This window comes from Klebsiella sp. EMBS2024 (genome assembly GCF_036233805.1).
GTDB classification, from domain to species: domain Bacteria; phylum Pseudomonadota; class Gammaproteobacteria; order Enterobacterales; family Enterobacteriaceae; genus Klebsiella; species Klebsiella pneumoniae.
This window is the reverse complement of the sequence record NZ_JAZARW010000001.1, coordinates 4,532,260-4,548,174: the sequence shown is the minus strand read 5'-3', so window position 1 is coordinate 4,548,174 and position 15,915 is coordinate 4,532,260. Positions and strand designations below refer to the sequence as shown.

Below are 15,915 nucleotides of genomic sequence, written 5' to 3'. Positions count from 1 at the left end.
AGCGCACAGTATGCACGATTATTTGTGAAATCGTACCCCTAACAGACACCATATTAACCTGGCTCAAAAAAAATAAATCGATTCTTCAGGCTATTACCGCCCCGGCTCTAACATCTATACTCGTCCCAATAACGATACATGACAAAGCACGCAACTCAATTATGGCTCAAACACATTTACTGGCTGAAAGAATTTCCCGGCTCAGCGCGGCACTCGAAAAAGGACTCTTTGAACGCAGCCACGCGATACGCCTCTGCCTGCTGGCGGCGCTCAGCGGCGAGAGCGTTTTTTTGCTTGGTCCACCGGGGATCGCCAAAAGCCTGATTGCCCGCCGCCTCAAATTCGCCTTCCAGCAGGCGCGCGCTTTTGAATACCTGATGACCCGCTTCTCCACCCCGGAAGAGGTTTTTGGGCCACTGTCCATTCAGGCGCTGAAAGATGAAGGCCGTTACGAACGTTTAACCGCCGGCTACCTGCCGGAAGCGGAAATCGTGTTTCTCGATGAAATATGGAAAGCAGGTCCGGCTATCCTCAACACCTTACTGACGGCGATTAACGAACGTCACTTCCGCAATGGCGCGCATGAAGAGAAAATCCCAATGCGCCTGCTGGTGGCCGCGTCGAACGAACTCCCGGAAGCCGACAGCAGCCTGGAAGCGCTGTATGACCGAATGCTGATCCGTCTATGGCTTGATAAAGTGCAGGATAAAGGTAATTTCCGTTCGATGCTGGTCAGCCAGCAGGATGAAAACAGCAATCCAGTGCCCAGCGCGCTGCAGGTGAGCGACGAGGAATTTACCCAATGGCAGCAGCAGATCGGCAATATTAAACTGCCGGACGCGGTGTTTGAGCTGATATTCCAGCTCCGCCAGCAGCTGGACGCCCTGCCAAATGCCCCCTACGTCTCGGATCGCCGCTGGAAAAAGGCTATTCGCCTGCTGCAGGCCAGCGCCTTCTTCAGCGGCCGCGACAGCATCGCGCCGATTGACCTTATCCTGCTGAAAGATTGTCTGTGGCACAATGTCGAAAGTATGAACCTGATGTCGCAGCAGCTGGAAACGCTCATGACCTGTCACGCCTGGCAACAGCAGGCGATGCTGACGCGGTTGGGGGCGATTGTGCAGCGACGCATTCAGATCCAACAACAGCAAAGCGACAAAACGGCGCTGAAGGTCACCCGCCTTGGCGGGATGTTTAGCCGCAAACCGCACTATGAACTGCCGGCGGAGATCCAGGGGACCACCCTGACGCTGCTGCTGCAGCAGCCGCTCAAACTTCACGATATGGAAGTGATCCACATTACTTTTGAACGCGAGGCGTTAGCCAACTGGCTGGAAAAGGGCGGCGAGATCCGCGGTAAGCTCAACGGGATCGGCTTTGCCCAACTACTCAATATGGATGTCGACACCAGCCAGCATCTGGTCGTCCGCGATGTAAGCCTGCAGGGCTCACGCCTCGCGCTGCCCGGCAGCGCAGCGCAGGAGAATATGCCGGCGGAAATTCGCCAGCAGCTGGAAGCGCTGGATGATGAGTGGCACCAGCAACACAACCGCTTCAGCGAGCAGCAAAAGTGCCTGTTTATCCCGGTCGAATGGCTGGGAAGAATCGAAGCCAGCCTGCAGGACGTCGGCGCGCAGATTAAACAGGCGAAGCAGCCATGACGCTCGATATGCTGAATGTCATGCTGGCAGTCAGCGAAGAGGGAATGATCGAGGAGATGCTGCTGGCGCTGTTGGCCTCTCCTCAGCTGGCGGTGTTCTTTGAAAAATTTCCCCGCCTGAAAAACATCATCGCGGCGGATATTCCGCGCTGGCGGGAAGCCGTTCGCGCCCGCTTAAAAGAAGTTAACATCCCGCCGGATCTGGACGCCGAAGTGCAAACCTATCAGCAGGCTCAGCTGCTCTCTACCTCGCAGTTTATCGTCCAGCTCCCGCAAATTCTCGGCAAACTGCACCAGCTCCAGTCCCCTTTTGCCGCCCAGGCGCAGAAGCTGGTGGATGACAATGCCACCTTTACCCCGGCGCTGCATACGCTGTTTTTACAGCGCTGGCGCCTGAGCCTGGTGGTGCAAGCCACCAGCCTTAACCAGCAGCTGCTGGACGAGGAGCGCGACCAGTTGCTCAGTGAGGTCCAGGAACGAATGACGCTCAGCGGTCAGCTCGATCCGGTGCTGGCGGAAAATGATACCGCCGCCGGACGCCTGTGGGATATGAGCGCCGGCGAACTCAAACGAGGCGACTACCAGCTGATCGTGCGCTATGGCGATTTTCTTAACCAGCAACCGGAGCTGCTGCAGCTGGCGGAACAGCTGGGGCGTTCAAGGGAAGCGAAATCCGTGCCGAAGAAAGATGCGCCGATGGAAACCTTCCGCAGCCTGGTACGCGAGCCGGCAACGGTGCCTGAACAGGTCGACGGCCTCCAGCAGAGCGACGACATTCTACGCCTGCTGCCGCCGGAGCTGGCGACGCTTGGCATCACGGAGCTGGAGTTTGAATTTTATCGCAAGCTGGTGGAGAAACAGCTGCTCACCTACCGGCTACACGGCGATGCCTGGCGCGAGAAAATTACTGAACGCCCGGTAACGCGGCAGGATTTTGATGAGCAACCGCGCGGGCCGTTCATTGTCTGCGTCGATACGTCAGGATCGATGGGCGGTTTTAACGAACAGTGCGCTAAGGCCTTTTGTCTGGCCCTGATGCGCATCGCGCTGGCCGATAACCGTCGCTGCTTCATTATGCTGTTCTCCAGCGAAGTGGTGCATTACGAGTTGACCAGCGAGAGCGGACTGGAGCAGGCGATCCGTTTCCTGAGCCAGCGTTTTCGCGGCGGCACCGATCTGGCCAGCTGTTTTCGCGCCATTATTGAACGTTTGCAAAACCCGCAGTGGGTGGATGCGGATGCCGTGGTGATCTCCGACTTTATTGCCCAACGGTTGCCGGATGAGGTGATTGCTCAGGTGGGGGAGTTACAGCGTAAGCATCAGCACCGTTTTCACGCGGTGGCGATGTCGGTTCACGGCAAACCCGGCATCATGCGCATCTTCGATCATATCTGGCGCTTTGACACCGGGCTGCGTAGCCGCCTGCTGCGACGCTGGCGGCGCTAATCGTTACAGCAGCGCGGAAACGCTTTCGCGAACCTGCGCCGGCCATACGCCGCACTGCACCTGACCGATATGGTCAAGCTGCAGCAACAGCATCGTCAAACGAGACTGGCCAATGCCGCCGCCGATAGTCTGCGGCATCTCGCCGCGCAGCAGCGCCTGGTGCCACTCCAGTTTCAGGCGATCTTCATCGCCGGTCAGCGCCAGCTGGCGCTTTAGCGCCTCGGCGTCAACGCGGATCCCCATCGAGGAGATCTCGAACGCATCCTCCAGCACCGGGTTCCACACCAGGATATCGCCGTTCAGGCCGGCAAAACCTTCAGAAACCTCAGTACTCCAGTCATCATAATCCGGCGCACGCACGTCGTGGCGCTTGCCATCAGCTAGTTTGCCGCCGATACCAATTAAGAAGACGGCGCCCAGCTCTTTGGCAATAGCCCGCTCACGACCTTTGGCATCAAGCTCCGGATAGCGGCTCAGCAGCTCCTGGCTGTGAACAAAATGGATCTGTTCCGGCAGGAACGGCGTCAGGCCAAACTCCTGGCTGACCGCCAGCTCGGTGGCTTTGATCCCGGCGTAGATCGCCTCGACGGTTGCCTTCAGGGTGCCGACGTGACGCTCTTCATCCCCCATCACGCGCTCCCAGTCCCACTGGTCAACATAGACGGAATGGATAGGCGTCAGACGGTCTTCATCGGGGCGAAGGGCTTTCATGTGCGTGTACAGCCCTTCGCCCGCGCTGAAGTCGTGTTGTCCCAGGGTTTGACGCTTCCACTTCGCCAGCGAATGAACCACTTCGAACTGGGCGTCGGGCAGTGTTTTCACTTTTACCTGAACCGCTTTCTCGCAGCCGGACAAGTTATCCTGCGTCCCATCGCCCACGCGGCTTAAGATTGGCGCCTGGACTTCAATCAGGCCAAGCTTCTCTTCCAGCTGACGGGAAAAGTGGGATTTAACGAAACTGATCTGGCGTTGTTTTGCGATATATGCGGTTTTCATTTTTATGACTCCTGCGTCCTGTTGCCATTGATTAAGCAACAAAACAGGGCGGCAATACAATAATCAATCAATAAAAAGGCGCATCAACTTTTAATTCATTAAAATATGGCGCTAAAATAGTAAGAACCCTCAAACTTCATAAGAAAAAGATATGGAAAATTATCAGATCGACAATCTGGACCGCGGCATTCTTGATGCGCTGATGGCCAACGCCCGTACCGCCTATGCCGAACTGGCCAAACAGTTCAGCGTCAGCCCGGGCACCATTCACGTGCGCGTCGAAAAGATGAAGCAGGCGGGTATCATTACCGGCGCGCGCATTGACGTCAGCCCCAAGCAGCTGGGCTACGACGTCGGTTGCTTCATCGGCATTATTTTAAAAAGCGCCAAAGACTATCCCTCCGCCCTCGCCCGCCTGGAAAGTCTGGAGGAGGTCACCGAGGCTTACTACACCACCGGCCACTACAGCATCTTTATTAAGGTGATGTGTAAATCCATCGATGCTCTGCAGCAGGTACTTATCAACAAGATCCAAACAATCGATGAAATTCAGTCCACTGAAACTCTGATCGTGCTGCAGAACCCGATCATGCGCACCATCAAGCCCTGATCGCTTTTTTTAATCCCACATTTTTCCACAGGTAGATCCCAGCTCGCTCACAGCGTACAATACGCCACTCTGAACAGTTGAGCGGGCGATCGGCGATCTATGGCAGACATTACACTTATCAGCGGCAGCACCCTGGGCAGTGCGGAATATGTAGCAGAGCATCTGGCGGAAAAGCTGGAAGAAGCCGGCTATAGCACTGAAATCCAGCACGGTCCGCTGGTGGACGATCTGCAGGCGCAAGGGATCTGGTTAATTATCTCTTCCACCCATGGCGCCGGCGACATTCCCGACAACCTGGTTCCCTTCTATGACGCGCTGCAGGAGAAGCAGGCCGATCTTTCCGCCGTGCGCTTTGGCGCTATAGGGATCGGCAGCCGCGAATACGACACCTTTTGCGGCGCGATCGATAAATTAGAAGCGGCGCTGAAGGCCTGCGGGGCAAAACAGATCGGTGAGACGCTGAAGATCAACGTCCTTGAACACGAAATTCCGGAGGATCCAGCGGAAATCTGGCTGGGATCCTGGAAAAATTTGCTCTGAGAATTGTAAAGATCGTCCGATCTTCTGTGGATAACCATGCTTAAAAGCTTGGATCAACCGGTAGTTATCCAAAGAATAACCGTAGTATGGTTTTTGAGCTGTGCATAACCCTTCATTCTGATCCCAGCTTATACGGACCAGGATCACCGATCATTCACAGATAGTGATCCTTCTTAAGCTTTTGATCTTACTTCGCGGATCCGACTTATCCACAAAGAGAGTCGATCCTAATAAGAGATCACAATAGAACAGATCTCTATATAAAGATCTTCTTTTTAATACTCAGGATCCCGGAGTCTTTCTCGAAAGACGAAAGTTGAGTAGAATCCACGGCCCGGGCTTCAATCCATTTTCATACCGCTTTATGCGAGGCAGACCACCATGTTTTATCAGGATCCTTTTGACGTCATTATCATTGGCGGGGGTCATGCAGGCACTGAGGCCGCAATGGCCGCAGCGCGTATGGGTCAACAAACCCTGCTTTTGACACACAATATCGACACGCTGGGGCAAATGAGTTGCAACCCGGCGATTGGCGGCATTGGGAAAGGACACCTGGTAAAAGAAGTGGATGCGCTCGGCGGTTTGATGGCCAAAGCGATCGATCAGGCGGGCATTCAGTTTAGGATACTAAACGCCAGCAAAGGACCGGCAGTGCGCGCCACCCGCGCCCAGGCTGACCGCGTGCTTTATCGTCAGGCAGTACGTACCGCGCTGGAGAACCAGCCGAACCTGATGATCTTCCAGCAGGCGGTTGAAGATCTGATTGTCGAAAACGATCGCGTCGTGGGCGCCGTCACCCAGATGGGCCTCAAATTCCGCGCTAAAGCGGTGGTGCTGACCGTCGGGACCTTCCTTGACGGCAAAATCCATATTGGTCTGGACAACTACAGCGGCGGCCGCGCCGGCGATCCGCCGTCTATCCCGCTGTCTCGTCGTCTGCGTGAATTGCCTCTGCGCGTAAGTCGTCTGAAAACCGGTACTCCGCCGCGTATTGACGCGCGCACCATCGATTTCAGCGTGCTGGCGCAGCAGCATGGCGATAACCCGATGCCGGTCTTCTCGTTCATGGGATCCGCGGATCAGCATCCGCGCCAGGTACCGTGCTATATCACCCACACTAACGAGAAAACCCACGATGTGATCCGCAATAACCTCGATCGCAGTCCTATGTACGCCGGAGTGATCGAAGGGATCGGACCTCGCTATTGCCCGTCGATCGAAGACAAAGTCATGCGCTTTGCCGATCGCAACCAGCATCAGATCTTCCTCGAGCCGGAAGGACTGACCTCAAACGAAATTTATCCGAACGGTATATCCACCAGCCTGCCCTTTGATGTGCAAATGCAAATCGTCCGCTCGATGCAGGGGATGGAGAATGCGCGGATCGTCCGTCCAGGCTACGCTATTGAGTACGATTTCTTCGACCCGCGCGATCTGAAGCCAACGCTTGAGAGCAAATTTATTCAGGGTCTGTTCTTCGCCGGCCAAATCAACGGTACCACCGGTTATGAAGAGGCGGCGGCTCAGGGGCTGCTGGCCGGACTTAACGCCGCCCGCTTCTCTGCGGAAAAAGAGGGCTGGGCGCCGCGTCGCGATCAGGCTTACCTCGGCGTGCTGGTAGATGACCTCTGCACCCTGGGTACCAAAGAACCGTACCGCATGTTTACTTCCCGCGCTGAATATCGTCTGATGCTGCGCGAAGACAACGCCGATTTGCGTTTGACCGAACAGGGGCGCGAGCTGGGTCTGGTGGATGACGAACGCTGGGCGCGCTACAACGAGAAGCTGGAAAGCATCGAACGTGAACGCCAGCGTCTGAAATCCACCTGGGTGAATCCGCAGGCAGAGAGCGCCAACGAAGTGAACGCTCACCTGACCGCGCCGTTGTCGCGTGAAGCCAGCGGCGAAGATCTGCTGCGTCGTCCGGAAATGACCTACGAACAGCTGGTTCAACTCTCGCCATTCACCCCGGGACTGGAAGATCGTCAGGCGGCTGAGCAGGTAGAGATCCAGGTGAAGTATGAGGGCTATATCGCGCGCCAGCAGGATGAGATTGAGAAACAACAGCGCAATGAGAATACCTTGCTGCCAGCGACTCTCGACTACCGCCAGGTCACTGGGCTGTCTAACGAGGTGATTGCCAAACTGAACGACCATAAACCGTCGTCGATTGGACAGGCGTCACGTATCTCCGGGATCACCCCGGCGGCGATCTCTATTTTGCTGGTTTGGCTGAAAAAGCAGGGGATGCTGCGCCGCAGCGCCTGATTGCGGCTGCCTGCCGCGCTGATTTCCCAGTTGCATAATCAGCGTTCGCCTTTATCATTCATAGCCCGGTAAGCGTTAGCGCCTCCGGGCTCATTATTTTTTGAAGGTACTTACCGTGCTCAACAAACTTTCTCGTCTGCTGGATGAAGCGGGTATTTCGCTCACCGATCACCAGAAAAATCAGCTGGTGGCTTACGTCGGACTGCTCGATAAGTGGAACAAAGCCTATAACCTGACCTCCGTTCGCGATCCGAATGAGATGCTGGTGCGTCATATTCTCGACAGCATCATCGTGGCGCCTTATCTGCAGGGCTCGCGCTTTATCGATGTTGGTACGGGCCCGGGGTTGCCGGGGATCCCGTTGGCCATCGTATGTCCGGAGTCACATTTCACCCTGCTGGACAGCCTTGGCAAGCGCGTGCGCTTCCTGCGTCAGGTGCAGCACGAGCTGAAGCTGGATAACGTCACCCCGGTGCAGAGCCGCGTGGAAGCCTTCCCGGCCGAGCCGCCGTTTGATGGCGTGATAAGCCGCGCTTTCGCATCGCTTAATGATATGGTGAGCTGGTGCCATCATCTGCCGGCAGCGAATGGTCACTTCTATGCGCTCAAAGGGTTAGCGCAAAAAGAAGAAATGGAAAGTCTGCCGGAAGGGTATGACATTGTCGAGGTGATTGAGCTGCATGTTCCTCGGTTGGAAGGGGAGCGGCACCTGGTGGTGATTAAGCCAAAATCGAGTTAATTTTTATCAAAAAATGTGGAAAAAATGTGGCCCGCGCATGTTACAAAAATAAAGGACGTCCCCCGATATTAACGGGCTGCATTTAACCTTGTTTTTACTAAGGCTTTTCTTGCAGTTAACTTAGTGTAAGTGATTCACTGACAAAATAGTCAACTTTGAAAATATCAGGGTGCTAAAAATCGACAATGATGAACAGCATAGTGATGTTAAATTTTTATTATAAATGTCAATAAAAGGTTTTTATTGTATGTGAGGTTGTTTTAGATAATGTCCTCACTTTTTATCTTGAATATCAAAAGCATGAAAAATAGTGTTTTATGTCCTTGATTCATTAAAGGGCGCTTGAAATGTTTATTATGTGATCTGATGCACGCTTTAATTGCCGTGTTTCCTCGTTATTTGCAGTTTTGTATGACCGCTCACAGAACGCTGAAATGCACGGAAAGTTGTCCGTTGGAAAATAATTAAACATTTATTCACTATTTTGCTACTTATTGTTTGAAATCACGGGGCGTCACCGTATAATTTGTCCGCTTTTTGATGCTTGACTCTTCGTCTTAAAGGACGTTTTATACGACACGCGACATACCTCAAAGGGAGCAGGAGTAAAAACGTGATGTCAGTGTCGCTCTTGAGTCGAAACGTTGCTCGCAAGCTTCTGTTTATTCAGTTACTGGCAGTAATGGCAAGTGGACTGCTGTTCAGCCTCAAAGACCCCTTCTGGGGCATTTCCGCTGTATGCGGCGGTTTGGCAGTGGTCTTGCCAAATCTGATGTTTATAATTTTTGCCTGGCGTCATCAGGCGCATACACCAGCAAAAGGCCGTGTGGCCTGGACCTTCGCCTTCGGTGAAGCCTTCAAGGTGTTGCTGACCTTCGCCCTTCTGGCGGTGGCGCTGGCCGTTTTAAAAGTGGTATTTTTGCCACTGATCGTGACGTGGGTTTTGGTGCTGGTGGTACAAGTTCTGGCGCCAGCTGTAATTAACAACAAAGGGTAAAGGCATCATGGCTTCAGAAAATATGACGCCGCAGGATTACATAGGACACCATCTGAACAACCTTCAGTTGGACCTGCGTACATTCTCGCTGGTGGATCCGCACAACCACACAGCCACCTTCTGGACGCTCAACATTGACTCCATGTTCTTCTCGGTGGTTCTCGGTCTGCTGTTCCTTGCCATGTTCCGTAGCGTTGCTAAGAAAGCGACCAGCGGCGTACCAGGGAAATTCCAAACCTTCATCGAAATGATCATCGGCTTCGTCCATGGCAGCGTCAAAGACATGTACCATGGCAAGAGCAAGGTTATCGCGCCGCTGGCGCTGACCGTGTTCGTCTGGGTCTTCCTGATGAACCTGATGGACCTCTTGCCTATCGATTTCTTACCTTGGATCGGTGAGCACATACTCGGCCTGCCTGCACTGCGCGTGGTTCCGTCTGCCGACGTGAACATCACCCTGTCGATGGCGCTTGGCGTGTTCATCCTGATTATTTTCTACAGCATCAAAATGAAAGGCGTTGGTGGGTTCGTTAAAGAACTGACCATGCAGCCGTTCAATCACTGGGCGTTCATTCCTGTCAACTTAATCCTTGAAGGGGTAAGCCTGCTGTCCAAACCGGTCTCTCTCGGTCTGCGACTGTTCGGCAACATGTATGCCGGTGAGCTGATTTTCATTCTGATTGCTGGTCTGTTGCCGTGGTGGTCACAGTGGGTTCTGAATGTGCCTTGGGCCATTTTCCACATCCTGATTATTACGCTGCAAGCCTTCATCTTCATGGTTCTGACGATTGTCTATCTGTCGATGGCATCTGAAGAGCATTGATTTTTTACCAACACTACTACGTTTTAACTGAAACAAACTGGAGACTGTCATGGAAAACCTGAATATGGATCTGCTGTACATGGCTGCCGCTGTGATGATGGGTCTGGCGGCAATCGGTGCTGCGATCGGTATCGGCATCCTCGGAGGTAAATTCCTGGAAGGCGCAGCGCGTCAGCCGGATCTGATCCCTCTGCTGCGTACTCAGTTCTTTATCGTTATGGGTCTGGTGGATGCTATCCCGATGATCGCTGTAGGTCTGGGTCTGTACGTGATGTTCGCCGTCGCGTAGTAAGTTGTTAGAAACCTAAGCCACAGAGTTAATTAAAGAGGTATTGTGCTGTGAACATGAACGCAACAATCCTCGGCCAGGCCATCGCGTTTGTTATCTTCGTATGGTTCTGCATGAAATACGTATGGCCGCCTTTAATGGCTGCCATCGAAAAACGCCAGAAAGAGATTTCTGACGGTTTAGCTTCTGCAGAACGCGCTAAGAAAGATTTGGACCTTGCACAGGCCAACGCGACCGACCAGCTGAAAAAAGCGAAAGCGGAAGCCCAGGTAATCATTGAGCAGGCGAACAAGCGCCGCTCTCAGATTCTGGACGAAGCTAAAGCTGAAGCAGAACAGGAACGCACCAAAATCGTTGCACAAGCGCAGGCTGAAATTGATGCTGAGCGTAAACGTGCACGCGAGGAGCTGCGTAAGCAGGTCGCTATCCTGGCTGTTGCTGGCGCCGAGAAGATCATCGAACGTTCCGTGGATGAAGCTGCTAACAGCGACATCGTGGATAAACTTGTCGCTGAACTGTAAGGAGGGAGGGGCTGATGTCTGAATTTGTAACGGTAGCTCGCCCCTACGCCAAAGCAGCTTTTGACTTTGCCGTCGAACACAACAGTGTTGAACGCTGGCAGGATATGCTGGCGTTTGCCGCCGAAGTGACCAAAAACGACCAAATGGCAGAGCTTCTCTCCGGTGCTTTGGCGCCGGAAACGCTCTCAGAAGCGTTTATCGCTATCTGCGGCGAGCAACTCGACGAAAATGGCCAGAACCTGATTAAGGTGATGGCGGAAAATAATCGTCTGAAGGTGCTCCCGGACGTTCTTGAGCAATTCATTCACCTGCGCGCGGCCAGTGAGGCCATCGCAGAGGTAGAAGTAATATCTGCCAACCAACTGAGTGATGAACAGCTTGCCAGGATCGTCAGCGCGATGGAAAAACGTCTGTCACGCAAAGTTAAGCTGAATTGCAAAATCGATAAGTCTGTTATGGCAGGTATTATCATCCGTGCGGGTGATATGGTCATTGATGGCAGCGTACGCGGCCGTCTTGAGCGCCTTGCAGACGTCTTGCAGTCTTAAGGGGACTGGAGCATGCAACTGAATTCCACCGAAATCAGCGAACTGATCAAGCAGCGCATTGCTCAGTTCAATGTTGTGAGCGAAGCTCATAACGAAGGTACTATTGTTTCTGTAAGTGACGGTGTTATCCGCATCCACGGCCTTGCCGAATGTATGCAGGGCGAGATGATCTCCCTGCCGGGTAACCGTTACGCTATCGCACTGAACCTGGAGCGCGACTCCGTAGGTGCGGTGGTAATGGGTCCGTACGCTGACCTCGCCGAAGGCATGAAGGTGAAATGTACTGGCCGTATCCTGGAAGTTCCGGTAGGCCGTGGCCTGCTGGGCCGCGTGGTTAACACCCTGGGCGCGCCAATTGATGGTAAAGGTCCGCTGGAAAACGACGGTTTCTCCGCCGTTGAAGCGATCGCGCCGGGCGTAATCGAACGTCAGTCCGTCGATCAGCCGGTACAGACCGGTTACAAATCCGTTGACGCCATGATCCCAATCGGTCGTGGTCAGCGTGAACTGATCATCGGCGACCGTCAGACCGGTAAAACTGCGCTGGCTATCGATGCCATCATCAACCAGCGTGATTCCGGCATCAAGTGCGTCTATGTCGCTATCGGTCAGAAAGCGTCCACCATCTCTAACGTGGTGCGTAAACTGGAAGAGCACGGCGCGCTGGCTAATACCATCGTAGTGGTAGCGACTGCATCTGAATCTGCTGCACTGCAATACCTGGCGCCATACGCTGGTTGCGCAATGGGCGAATACTTCCGCGACCGCGGTGAAGATGCGCTGATCGTTTACGATGATCTGTCTAAACAGGCTGTTGCTTATCGCCAGATCTCCCTGCTGCTCCGTCGTCCGCCTGGACGTGAAGCGTTCCCGGGCGACGTATTCTACCTCCACTCTCGTCTGCTGGAGCGTGCTGCGCGTGTTAACGCCGAATACGTTGAAGCCTTCACCAAAGGTGAAGTGAAAGGGAAAACCGGTTCTCTGACCGCGCTGCCGATTATCGAAACGCAGGCGGGTGACGTTTCCGCATTCGTTCCGACCAACGTAATCTCTATTACCGATGGTCAGATCTTCCTGGAAACCAACCTGTTTAACGCCGGTATTCGTCCTGCGGTTAACCCGGGTATCTCCGTATCCCGTGTTGGTGGTGCAGCGCAGACCAAGATCATGAAGAAACTGTCCGGTGGTATCCGTACCGCGCTGGCGCAGTATCGTGAACTGGCGGCGTTCTCCCAGTTTGCATCCGACCTTGACGATGCAACCCGCAAACAGCTGGACCACGGTCAGAAAGTGACCGAGCTGCTGAAACAGAAACAGTATGCGCCGATGTCCGTCGCGCAGCAGTCTCTGGTTCTGTTCGCAGCAGAACGTGGTTACCTGGCTGATGTAGAACTGGCGAAAATCGGTAGCTTCGAAGCCGCTCTGCTGGCTTACGTCGACCGTGATCACGCTCCGCTGATGCAAGAGATTAACCAGTCCGGTGGCTATAACGACGAAATCGAAGGCAAGCTGAAAGGCATCCTCGATTCCTTCAAAGCAACCCAGTCCTGGTAACGTCTGGCGGTCTGTCTTAGGGCAGGCCGCAAGGCATTGAGGAGAAGCTCATGGCCGGCGCAAAAGAGATACGTAGTAAGATCGCAAGCGTCCAGAACACGCAAAAGATCACTAAAGCGATGGAGATGGTCGCCGCTTCCAAAATGCGTAAATCGCAGGAGCGCATGGCGGCCAGCCGTCCTTACGCAGATACTATGCGCAAAGTGATTGGTCACCTTGCGAACGGTAATCTGGAATATAAGCACCCTTACCTGGAAGAACGCGACGTTAAGCGCGTGGGCTACCTGGTGGTGTCGACCGACCGTGGTCTGTGCGGCGGCTTGAACATTAACCTGTTCAAGAAACTGCTGGCGGAAATGAAAGCATGGTCCGATAAAGGCGTTCAGTGCGACCTCGCAATGATCGGCTCTAAGGGCGTTTCTTTCTTTAACTCCGTGGGCGGCAACGTGGTTGCACAGGTGACCGGTATGGGGGATAACCCATCCCTGTCCGAACTGATCGGCCCGGTAAAAGTGATGTTGCAGGCCTATGATGAAGGCCGTCTGGACAAGCTGTACGTTGTCAGCAACAAATTTATTAACACCATGTCTCAGGTTCCGACGATCACTCAGCTGCTGCCGTTACCGGCATCAGAAGATGCTGATCTGAAGCGTAAATCCTGGGATTACCTGTATGAGCCCGATCCGAAAGCGCTGCTGGATACCCTCCTGCGCCGCTACGTCGAATCTCAGGTTTATCAGGGCGTGGTTGAAAACCTGGCCAGCGAGCAGGCCGCCCGTATGGTGGCGATGAAAGCCGCGACCGATAATGGCGGCAGCCTGATTAAAGAGCTGCAGTTGGTATACAACAAAGCTCGTCAGGCCAGCATTACTCAGGAACTCACCGAGATCGTCTCGGGGGCCGCCGCGGTTTAACCAGGTTATTTCGTAGAGGATTTAAGATGGCTACTGGAAAGATTGTCCAGGTAATCGGCGCCGTGGTCGACGTCGAGTTCCCTCAGGATGCCGTACCACGCGTGTACGAAGCCCTTGAGGTACAGAATGGTAATGAAGTTCTGGTGCTGGAAGTTCAGCAGCAGCTGGGCGGCGGTATCGTACGTACCATCGCCATGGGTTCTTCTGATGGTCTGCGCCGCGGTCTGGATGTAAAAGACCTCGAGCACCCGATCGAAGTCCCGGTAGGTAAAGCAACGCTGGGTCGTATCATGAACGTACTGGGTCAACCGGTTGACATGAAAGGCGACATCGGCGAAGAAGAGCGTTGGGCTATCCACCGCGCGGCACCGTCCTATGAAGAGCTGTCCAGCTCTCAGGAACTGCTGGAAACCGGCATCAAAGTTATCGACCTGATGTGTCCGTTCGCCAAGGGCGGTAAAGTTGGTCTGTTCGGCGGTGCGGGTGTAGGTAAAACTGTAAACATGATGGAGCTGATCCGTAACATCGCGATCGAGCACTCCGGTTACTCTGTGTTTGCGGGCGTAGGTGAGCGTACTCGTGAGGGTAACGACTTCTACCACGAAATGACCGACTCCAACGTTATCGATAAAGTATCCCTGGTGTACGGCCAGATGAACGAGCCGCCGGGAAACCGTCTGCGCGTTGCGCTGACCGGCCTGACCATGGCTGAGAAATTCCGTGACGAAGGTCGTGACGTACTGCTGTTCGTCGATAACATCTATCGTTACACCCTGGCCGGTACTGAAGTATCCGCGCTGCTGGGTCGTATGCCTTCAGCGGTAGGTTATCAGCCGACCCTGGCGGAAGAGATGGGCGTTCTGCAGGAACGTATCACCTCCACCAAAACCGGTTCTATCACCTCCGTACAGGCGGTATACGTACCGGCGGATGACTTAACTGACCCATCCCCAGCCACTACCTTTGCTCACTTAGATGCAACCGTAGTACTGAGCCGTCAGATCGCATCCCTGGGTATCTACCCGGCCGTTGACCCGCTGGATTCCACCAGCCGTCAGCTGGATCCGCTGGTTGTTGGTCAGGAACACTACGACACCGCGCGTGGCGTTCAGTCCATCCTGCAGCGTTATCAGGAACTGAAAGACATTATCGCCATCCTCGGTATGGACGAACTGTCTGAAGAAGACAAACTGGTGGTAGCTCGCGCGCGTAAGATCCAGCGCTTCCTGTCCCAGCCGTTCTTCGTGGCAGAAGTCTTTACCGGTTCTCCGGGCAAATACGTGGCGCTGAAAGACACCATCCGTGGCTTTAAAGGCATCATGGAAGGCGAATACGATCACCTGCCAGAGCAGGCGTTCTACATGGTCGGTTCCATCGACGAAGCCGTGGAAAAAGCCAAAAAACTTTAACGCCTTAATCGGAGGGTGATATGGCAATGACTTACCACCTGGACGTCGTCAGCGCAGAGCAACAAATGTTCTCTGGTCTGGTCGAAAAAATCCAGGTAACGGGTAGCGAAGGTGAACTGGGTATTTACCCGGGCCACGCGCCGCTGCTCACCGCCATTAAGCCTGGTATGATTCGCATCGTTAAACAGCACGGTCATGAAGAGTTTATCTATCTGTCCGGCGGCATTCTTGAAGTGCAGCCTGGCAGCGTGACCGTCCTGGCGGATACCGCAATTCGCGGTCAGGACCTCGACGAAGCGCGAGCGCTGGAAGCGAAACGCAAAGCGGAAGAGCACATTAAGAGCTCTCACGGCGATGTGGATTACGCTCAGGCGTCTGCGGAACTGGCCAAAGCGATCGCTAAACTGCGCGTTATCGAGTTGACCAAAAAAGCGATGTAACACCGGCTTGAACGTAAAAAGCCAGTCTGGGTTCCAGGCTGGCTTTTTTTATTGCCCGCTGCTGACGAGCGGATGAAGTGAAAACAGCATTCACCCTTAATTGTTATTGATTAGTTAAATGATGAGGCGTAAACTCTTTTTATGTGATGTATATCACA

16 protein-coding genes are annotated in these 15,915 nt (G+C 53.9%); 15 read left to right on the top strand and 1 reads right to left on the bottom strand.

Annotation, left to right across the window (positions count from 1 at the left end; translation table 11 throughout):
- The first annotated feature begins 161 nt into the window (after nucleotides 1-161).
- Nucleotides 162-1,661: an ATPase RavA gene (ravA, locus tag VZP09_RS20825; RefSeq protein WP_004151555.1), complete on the top strand. Its 1,500-nt coding sequence runs from the start codon at nucleotides 162-164 to the stop codon at nucleotides 1,659-1,661.
- A complete protein-coding gene (viaA, locus tag VZP09_RS20820) occupies nucleotides 1,658-3,106 on the top strand; it encodes an ATPase RavA stimulator ViaA (protein WP_002882517.1) in 1,449 nt (482 codons plus the stop codon). Before ravA ends, viaA begins: the two co-directional genes overlap by 4 nt.
- A gap of 3 nt (nucleotides 3,107-3,109) precedes the next feature.
- Here the strand turns inward: viaA and asnA are convergent, their stop codons facing one another.
- Entirely contained in the window at nucleotides 3,110-4,102 is a 993-nt protein-coding gene (gene asnA / locus VZP09_RS20815; protein WP_002882514.1) for an aspartate--ammonia ligase, read from the bottom strand.
- A 151-nt stretch (nucleotides 4,103-4,253) separates the two neighbouring features.
- Between asnA and asnC the strand changes: the two genes are divergently transcribed.
- From asnC to VZP09_RS20750, 13 genes are all read left to right on the top strand, one after another.
- Nucleotides 4,254-4,712, top strand: coding sequence for a transcriptional regulator AsnC (asnC, locus tag VZP09_RS20810; RefSeq protein ID WP_002882510.1), 459 nt, complete (start codon nucleotides 4,254-4,256; stop codon nucleotides 4,710-4,712).
- 99 nt (nucleotides 4,713-4,811) lie between these two features.
- A complete protein-coding gene (mioC, locus tag VZP09_RS20805; protein ID WP_004144988.1) occupies nucleotides 4,812-5,252 on the top strand; it encodes an FMN-binding protein MioC in 441 nt (146 codons plus the stop codon).
- Nucleotides 5,253-5,633: 381 nt separating this feature from the next.
- Complete coding sequence (mnmG, locus tag VZP09_RS20800; protein WP_004144989.1) at nucleotides 5,634-7,523, top strand: tRNA uridine-5-carboxymethylaminomethyl(34) synthesis enzyme MnmG; 1,890 nt, start codon at nucleotides 5,634-5,636, stop codon at nucleotides 7,521-7,523.
- A 115-nt stretch (nucleotides 7,524-7,638) separates the two neighbouring features.
- Nucleotides 7,639-8,262, top strand: coding sequence for a 16S rRNA (guanine(527)-N(7))-methyltransferase RsmG (rsmG, locus tag VZP09_RS20795; RefSeq protein WP_004151554.1), 624 nt, complete (start codon nucleotides 7,639-7,641; stop codon nucleotides 8,260-8,262).
- A gap of 616 nt (nucleotides 8,263-8,878) precedes the next feature.
- The gene (gene atpI / locus VZP09_RS20790) at nucleotides 8,879-9,259 is read left to right on the top strand and encodes a F0F1 ATP synthase subunit I (protein ID WP_004144991.1); all 381 of its coding nucleotides are present in this window, start codon (nucleotides 8,879-8,881) and stop codon (nucleotides 9,257-9,259) included.
- A 7-nt stretch (nucleotides 9,260-9,266) separates the two neighbouring features.
- Nucleotides 9,267-10,082 carry a F0F1 ATP synthase subunit A gene (atpB, locus tag VZP09_RS20785; RefSeq protein WP_004173838.1) on the top strand — a complete coding sequence of 272 codons (816 nt, stop codon included), beginning with the start codon at nucleotides 9,267-9,269 and terminating at the stop codon, nucleotides 10,080-10,082.
- 49 nt (nucleotides 10,083-10,131) lie between these two features.
- A complete protein-coding gene (atpE, locus tag VZP09_RS20780) occupies nucleotides 10,132-10,371 on the top strand; it encodes a F0F1 ATP synthase subunit C (RefSeq protein WP_000429386.1) in 240 nt (79 codons plus the stop codon).
- Between the two features lie 50 nt (nucleotides 10,372-10,421).
- Nucleotides 10,422-10,892 carry a F0F1 ATP synthase subunit B gene (gene atpF, locus VZP09_RS20775; protein ID WP_004107293.1) on the top strand — a complete coding sequence of 157 codons (471 nt, stop codon included), beginning with the start codon at nucleotides 10,422-10,424 and terminating at the stop codon, nucleotides 10,890-10,892.
- Between the two features lie 14 nt (nucleotides 10,893-10,906).
- The gene (atpH, locus tag VZP09_RS20770) at nucleotides 10,907-11,440 is read left to right on the top strand and encodes a F0F1 ATP synthase subunit delta (RefSeq protein WP_004144994.1); all 534 of its coding nucleotides are present in this window, start codon (nucleotides 10,907-10,909) and stop codon (nucleotides 11,438-11,440) included.
- A gap of 12 nt (nucleotides 11,441-11,452) precedes the next feature.
- Complete coding sequence (gene atpA, locus VZP09_RS20765) at nucleotides 11,453-12,994, top strand: F0F1 ATP synthase subunit alpha (RefSeq protein ID WP_004144995.1); 1,542 nt, start codon at nucleotides 11,453-11,455, stop codon at nucleotides 12,992-12,994.
- A gap of 50 nt (nucleotides 12,995-13,044) precedes the next feature.
- Nucleotides 13,045-13,908 (top strand): F0F1 ATP synthase subunit gamma, encoded by an 864-nt coding sequence (atpG, locus tag VZP09_RS20760; protein ID WP_004144996.1) that lies wholly within the window; start codon nucleotides 13,045-13,047, stop codon nucleotides 13,906-13,908.
- A gap of 26 nt (nucleotides 13,909-13,934) precedes the next feature.
- Nucleotides 13,935-15,317 carry a F0F1 ATP synthase subunit beta gene (gene atpD, locus VZP09_RS20755; RefSeq protein ID WP_004144997.1) on the top strand — a complete coding sequence of 461 codons (1,383 nt, stop codon included), beginning with the start codon at nucleotides 13,935-13,937 and terminating at the stop codon, nucleotides 15,315-15,317.
- A 20-nt stretch (nucleotides 15,318-15,337) separates the two neighbouring features.
- Nucleotides 15,338-15,757: a F0F1 ATP synthase subunit epsilon gene (locus tag VZP09_RS20750; RefSeq protein WP_001251971.1), complete on the top strand. Its 420-nt coding sequence runs from the start codon at nucleotides 15,338-15,340 to the stop codon at nucleotides 15,755-15,757.
- Nucleotides 15,758-15,915: the final 158 nt, after the last annotated feature.

Excerpts from the sequence above, each read along its gene's own strand:
- ravA (WP_004151555.1), top strand. The coding sequence starts at position 162 with ATGGCTCAAACACATTTACTGGCTGAAAGAATTTCCCGGCTCAGCGCG.
- viaA (WP_002882517.1), top strand. The coding sequence starts at position 1,658 with ATGACGCTCGATATGCTGAATGTCATGCTGGCAGTCAGCGAAGAGGGA.
- asnA (WP_002882514.1), bottom strand. The coding sequence starts at position 4,102 with ATGAAAACCGCATATATCGCAAAACAACGCCAGATCAGTTTCGTTAAA.
- asnC (WP_002882510.1), top strand. The coding sequence starts at position 4,254 with ATGGAAAATTATCAGATCGACAATCTGGACCGCGGCATTCTTGATGCG.
- mioC (WP_004144988.1), top strand. The coding sequence starts at position 4,812 with ATGGCAGACATTACACTTATCAGCGGCAGCACCCTGGGCAGTGCGGAA.
- mnmG (WP_004144989.1), top strand. The coding sequence starts at position 5,634 with ATGTTTTATCAGGATCCTTTTGACGTCATTATCATTGGCGGGGGTCAT.
- atpI (WP_004144991.1), top strand. The coding sequence starts at position 8,879 with ATGTCAGTGTCGCTCTTGAGTCGAAACGTTGCTCGCAAGCTTCTGTTT.
- atpB (WP_004173838.1), top strand. The coding sequence starts at position 9,267 with ATGGCTTCAGAAAATATGACGCCGCAGGATTACATAGGACACCATCTG.
- atpE (WP_000429386.1), top strand. The coding sequence starts at position 10,132 with ATGGAAAACCTGAATATGGATCTGCTGTACATGGCTGCCGCTGTGATG.
- atpH (WP_004144994.1), top strand. The coding sequence starts at position 10,907 with ATGTCTGAATTTGTAACGGTAGCTCGCCCCTACGCCAAAGCAGCTTTT.
- atpA (WP_004144995.1), top strand. The coding sequence starts at position 11,453 with ATGCAACTGAATTCCACCGAAATCAGCGAACTGATCAAGCAGCGCATT.
- atpG (WP_004144996.1), top strand. The coding sequence starts at position 13,045 with ATGGCCGGCGCAAAAGAGATACGTAGTAAGATCGCAAGCGTCCAGAAC.
- atpD (WP_004144997.1), top strand. The coding sequence starts at position 13,935 with ATGGCTACTGGAAAGATTGTCCAGGTAATCGGCGCCGTGGTCGACGTC.
- VZP09_RS20750 (WP_001251971.1), top strand. The coding sequence starts at position 15,338 with ATGGCAATGACTTACCACCTGGACGTCGTCAGCGCAGAGCAACAAATG.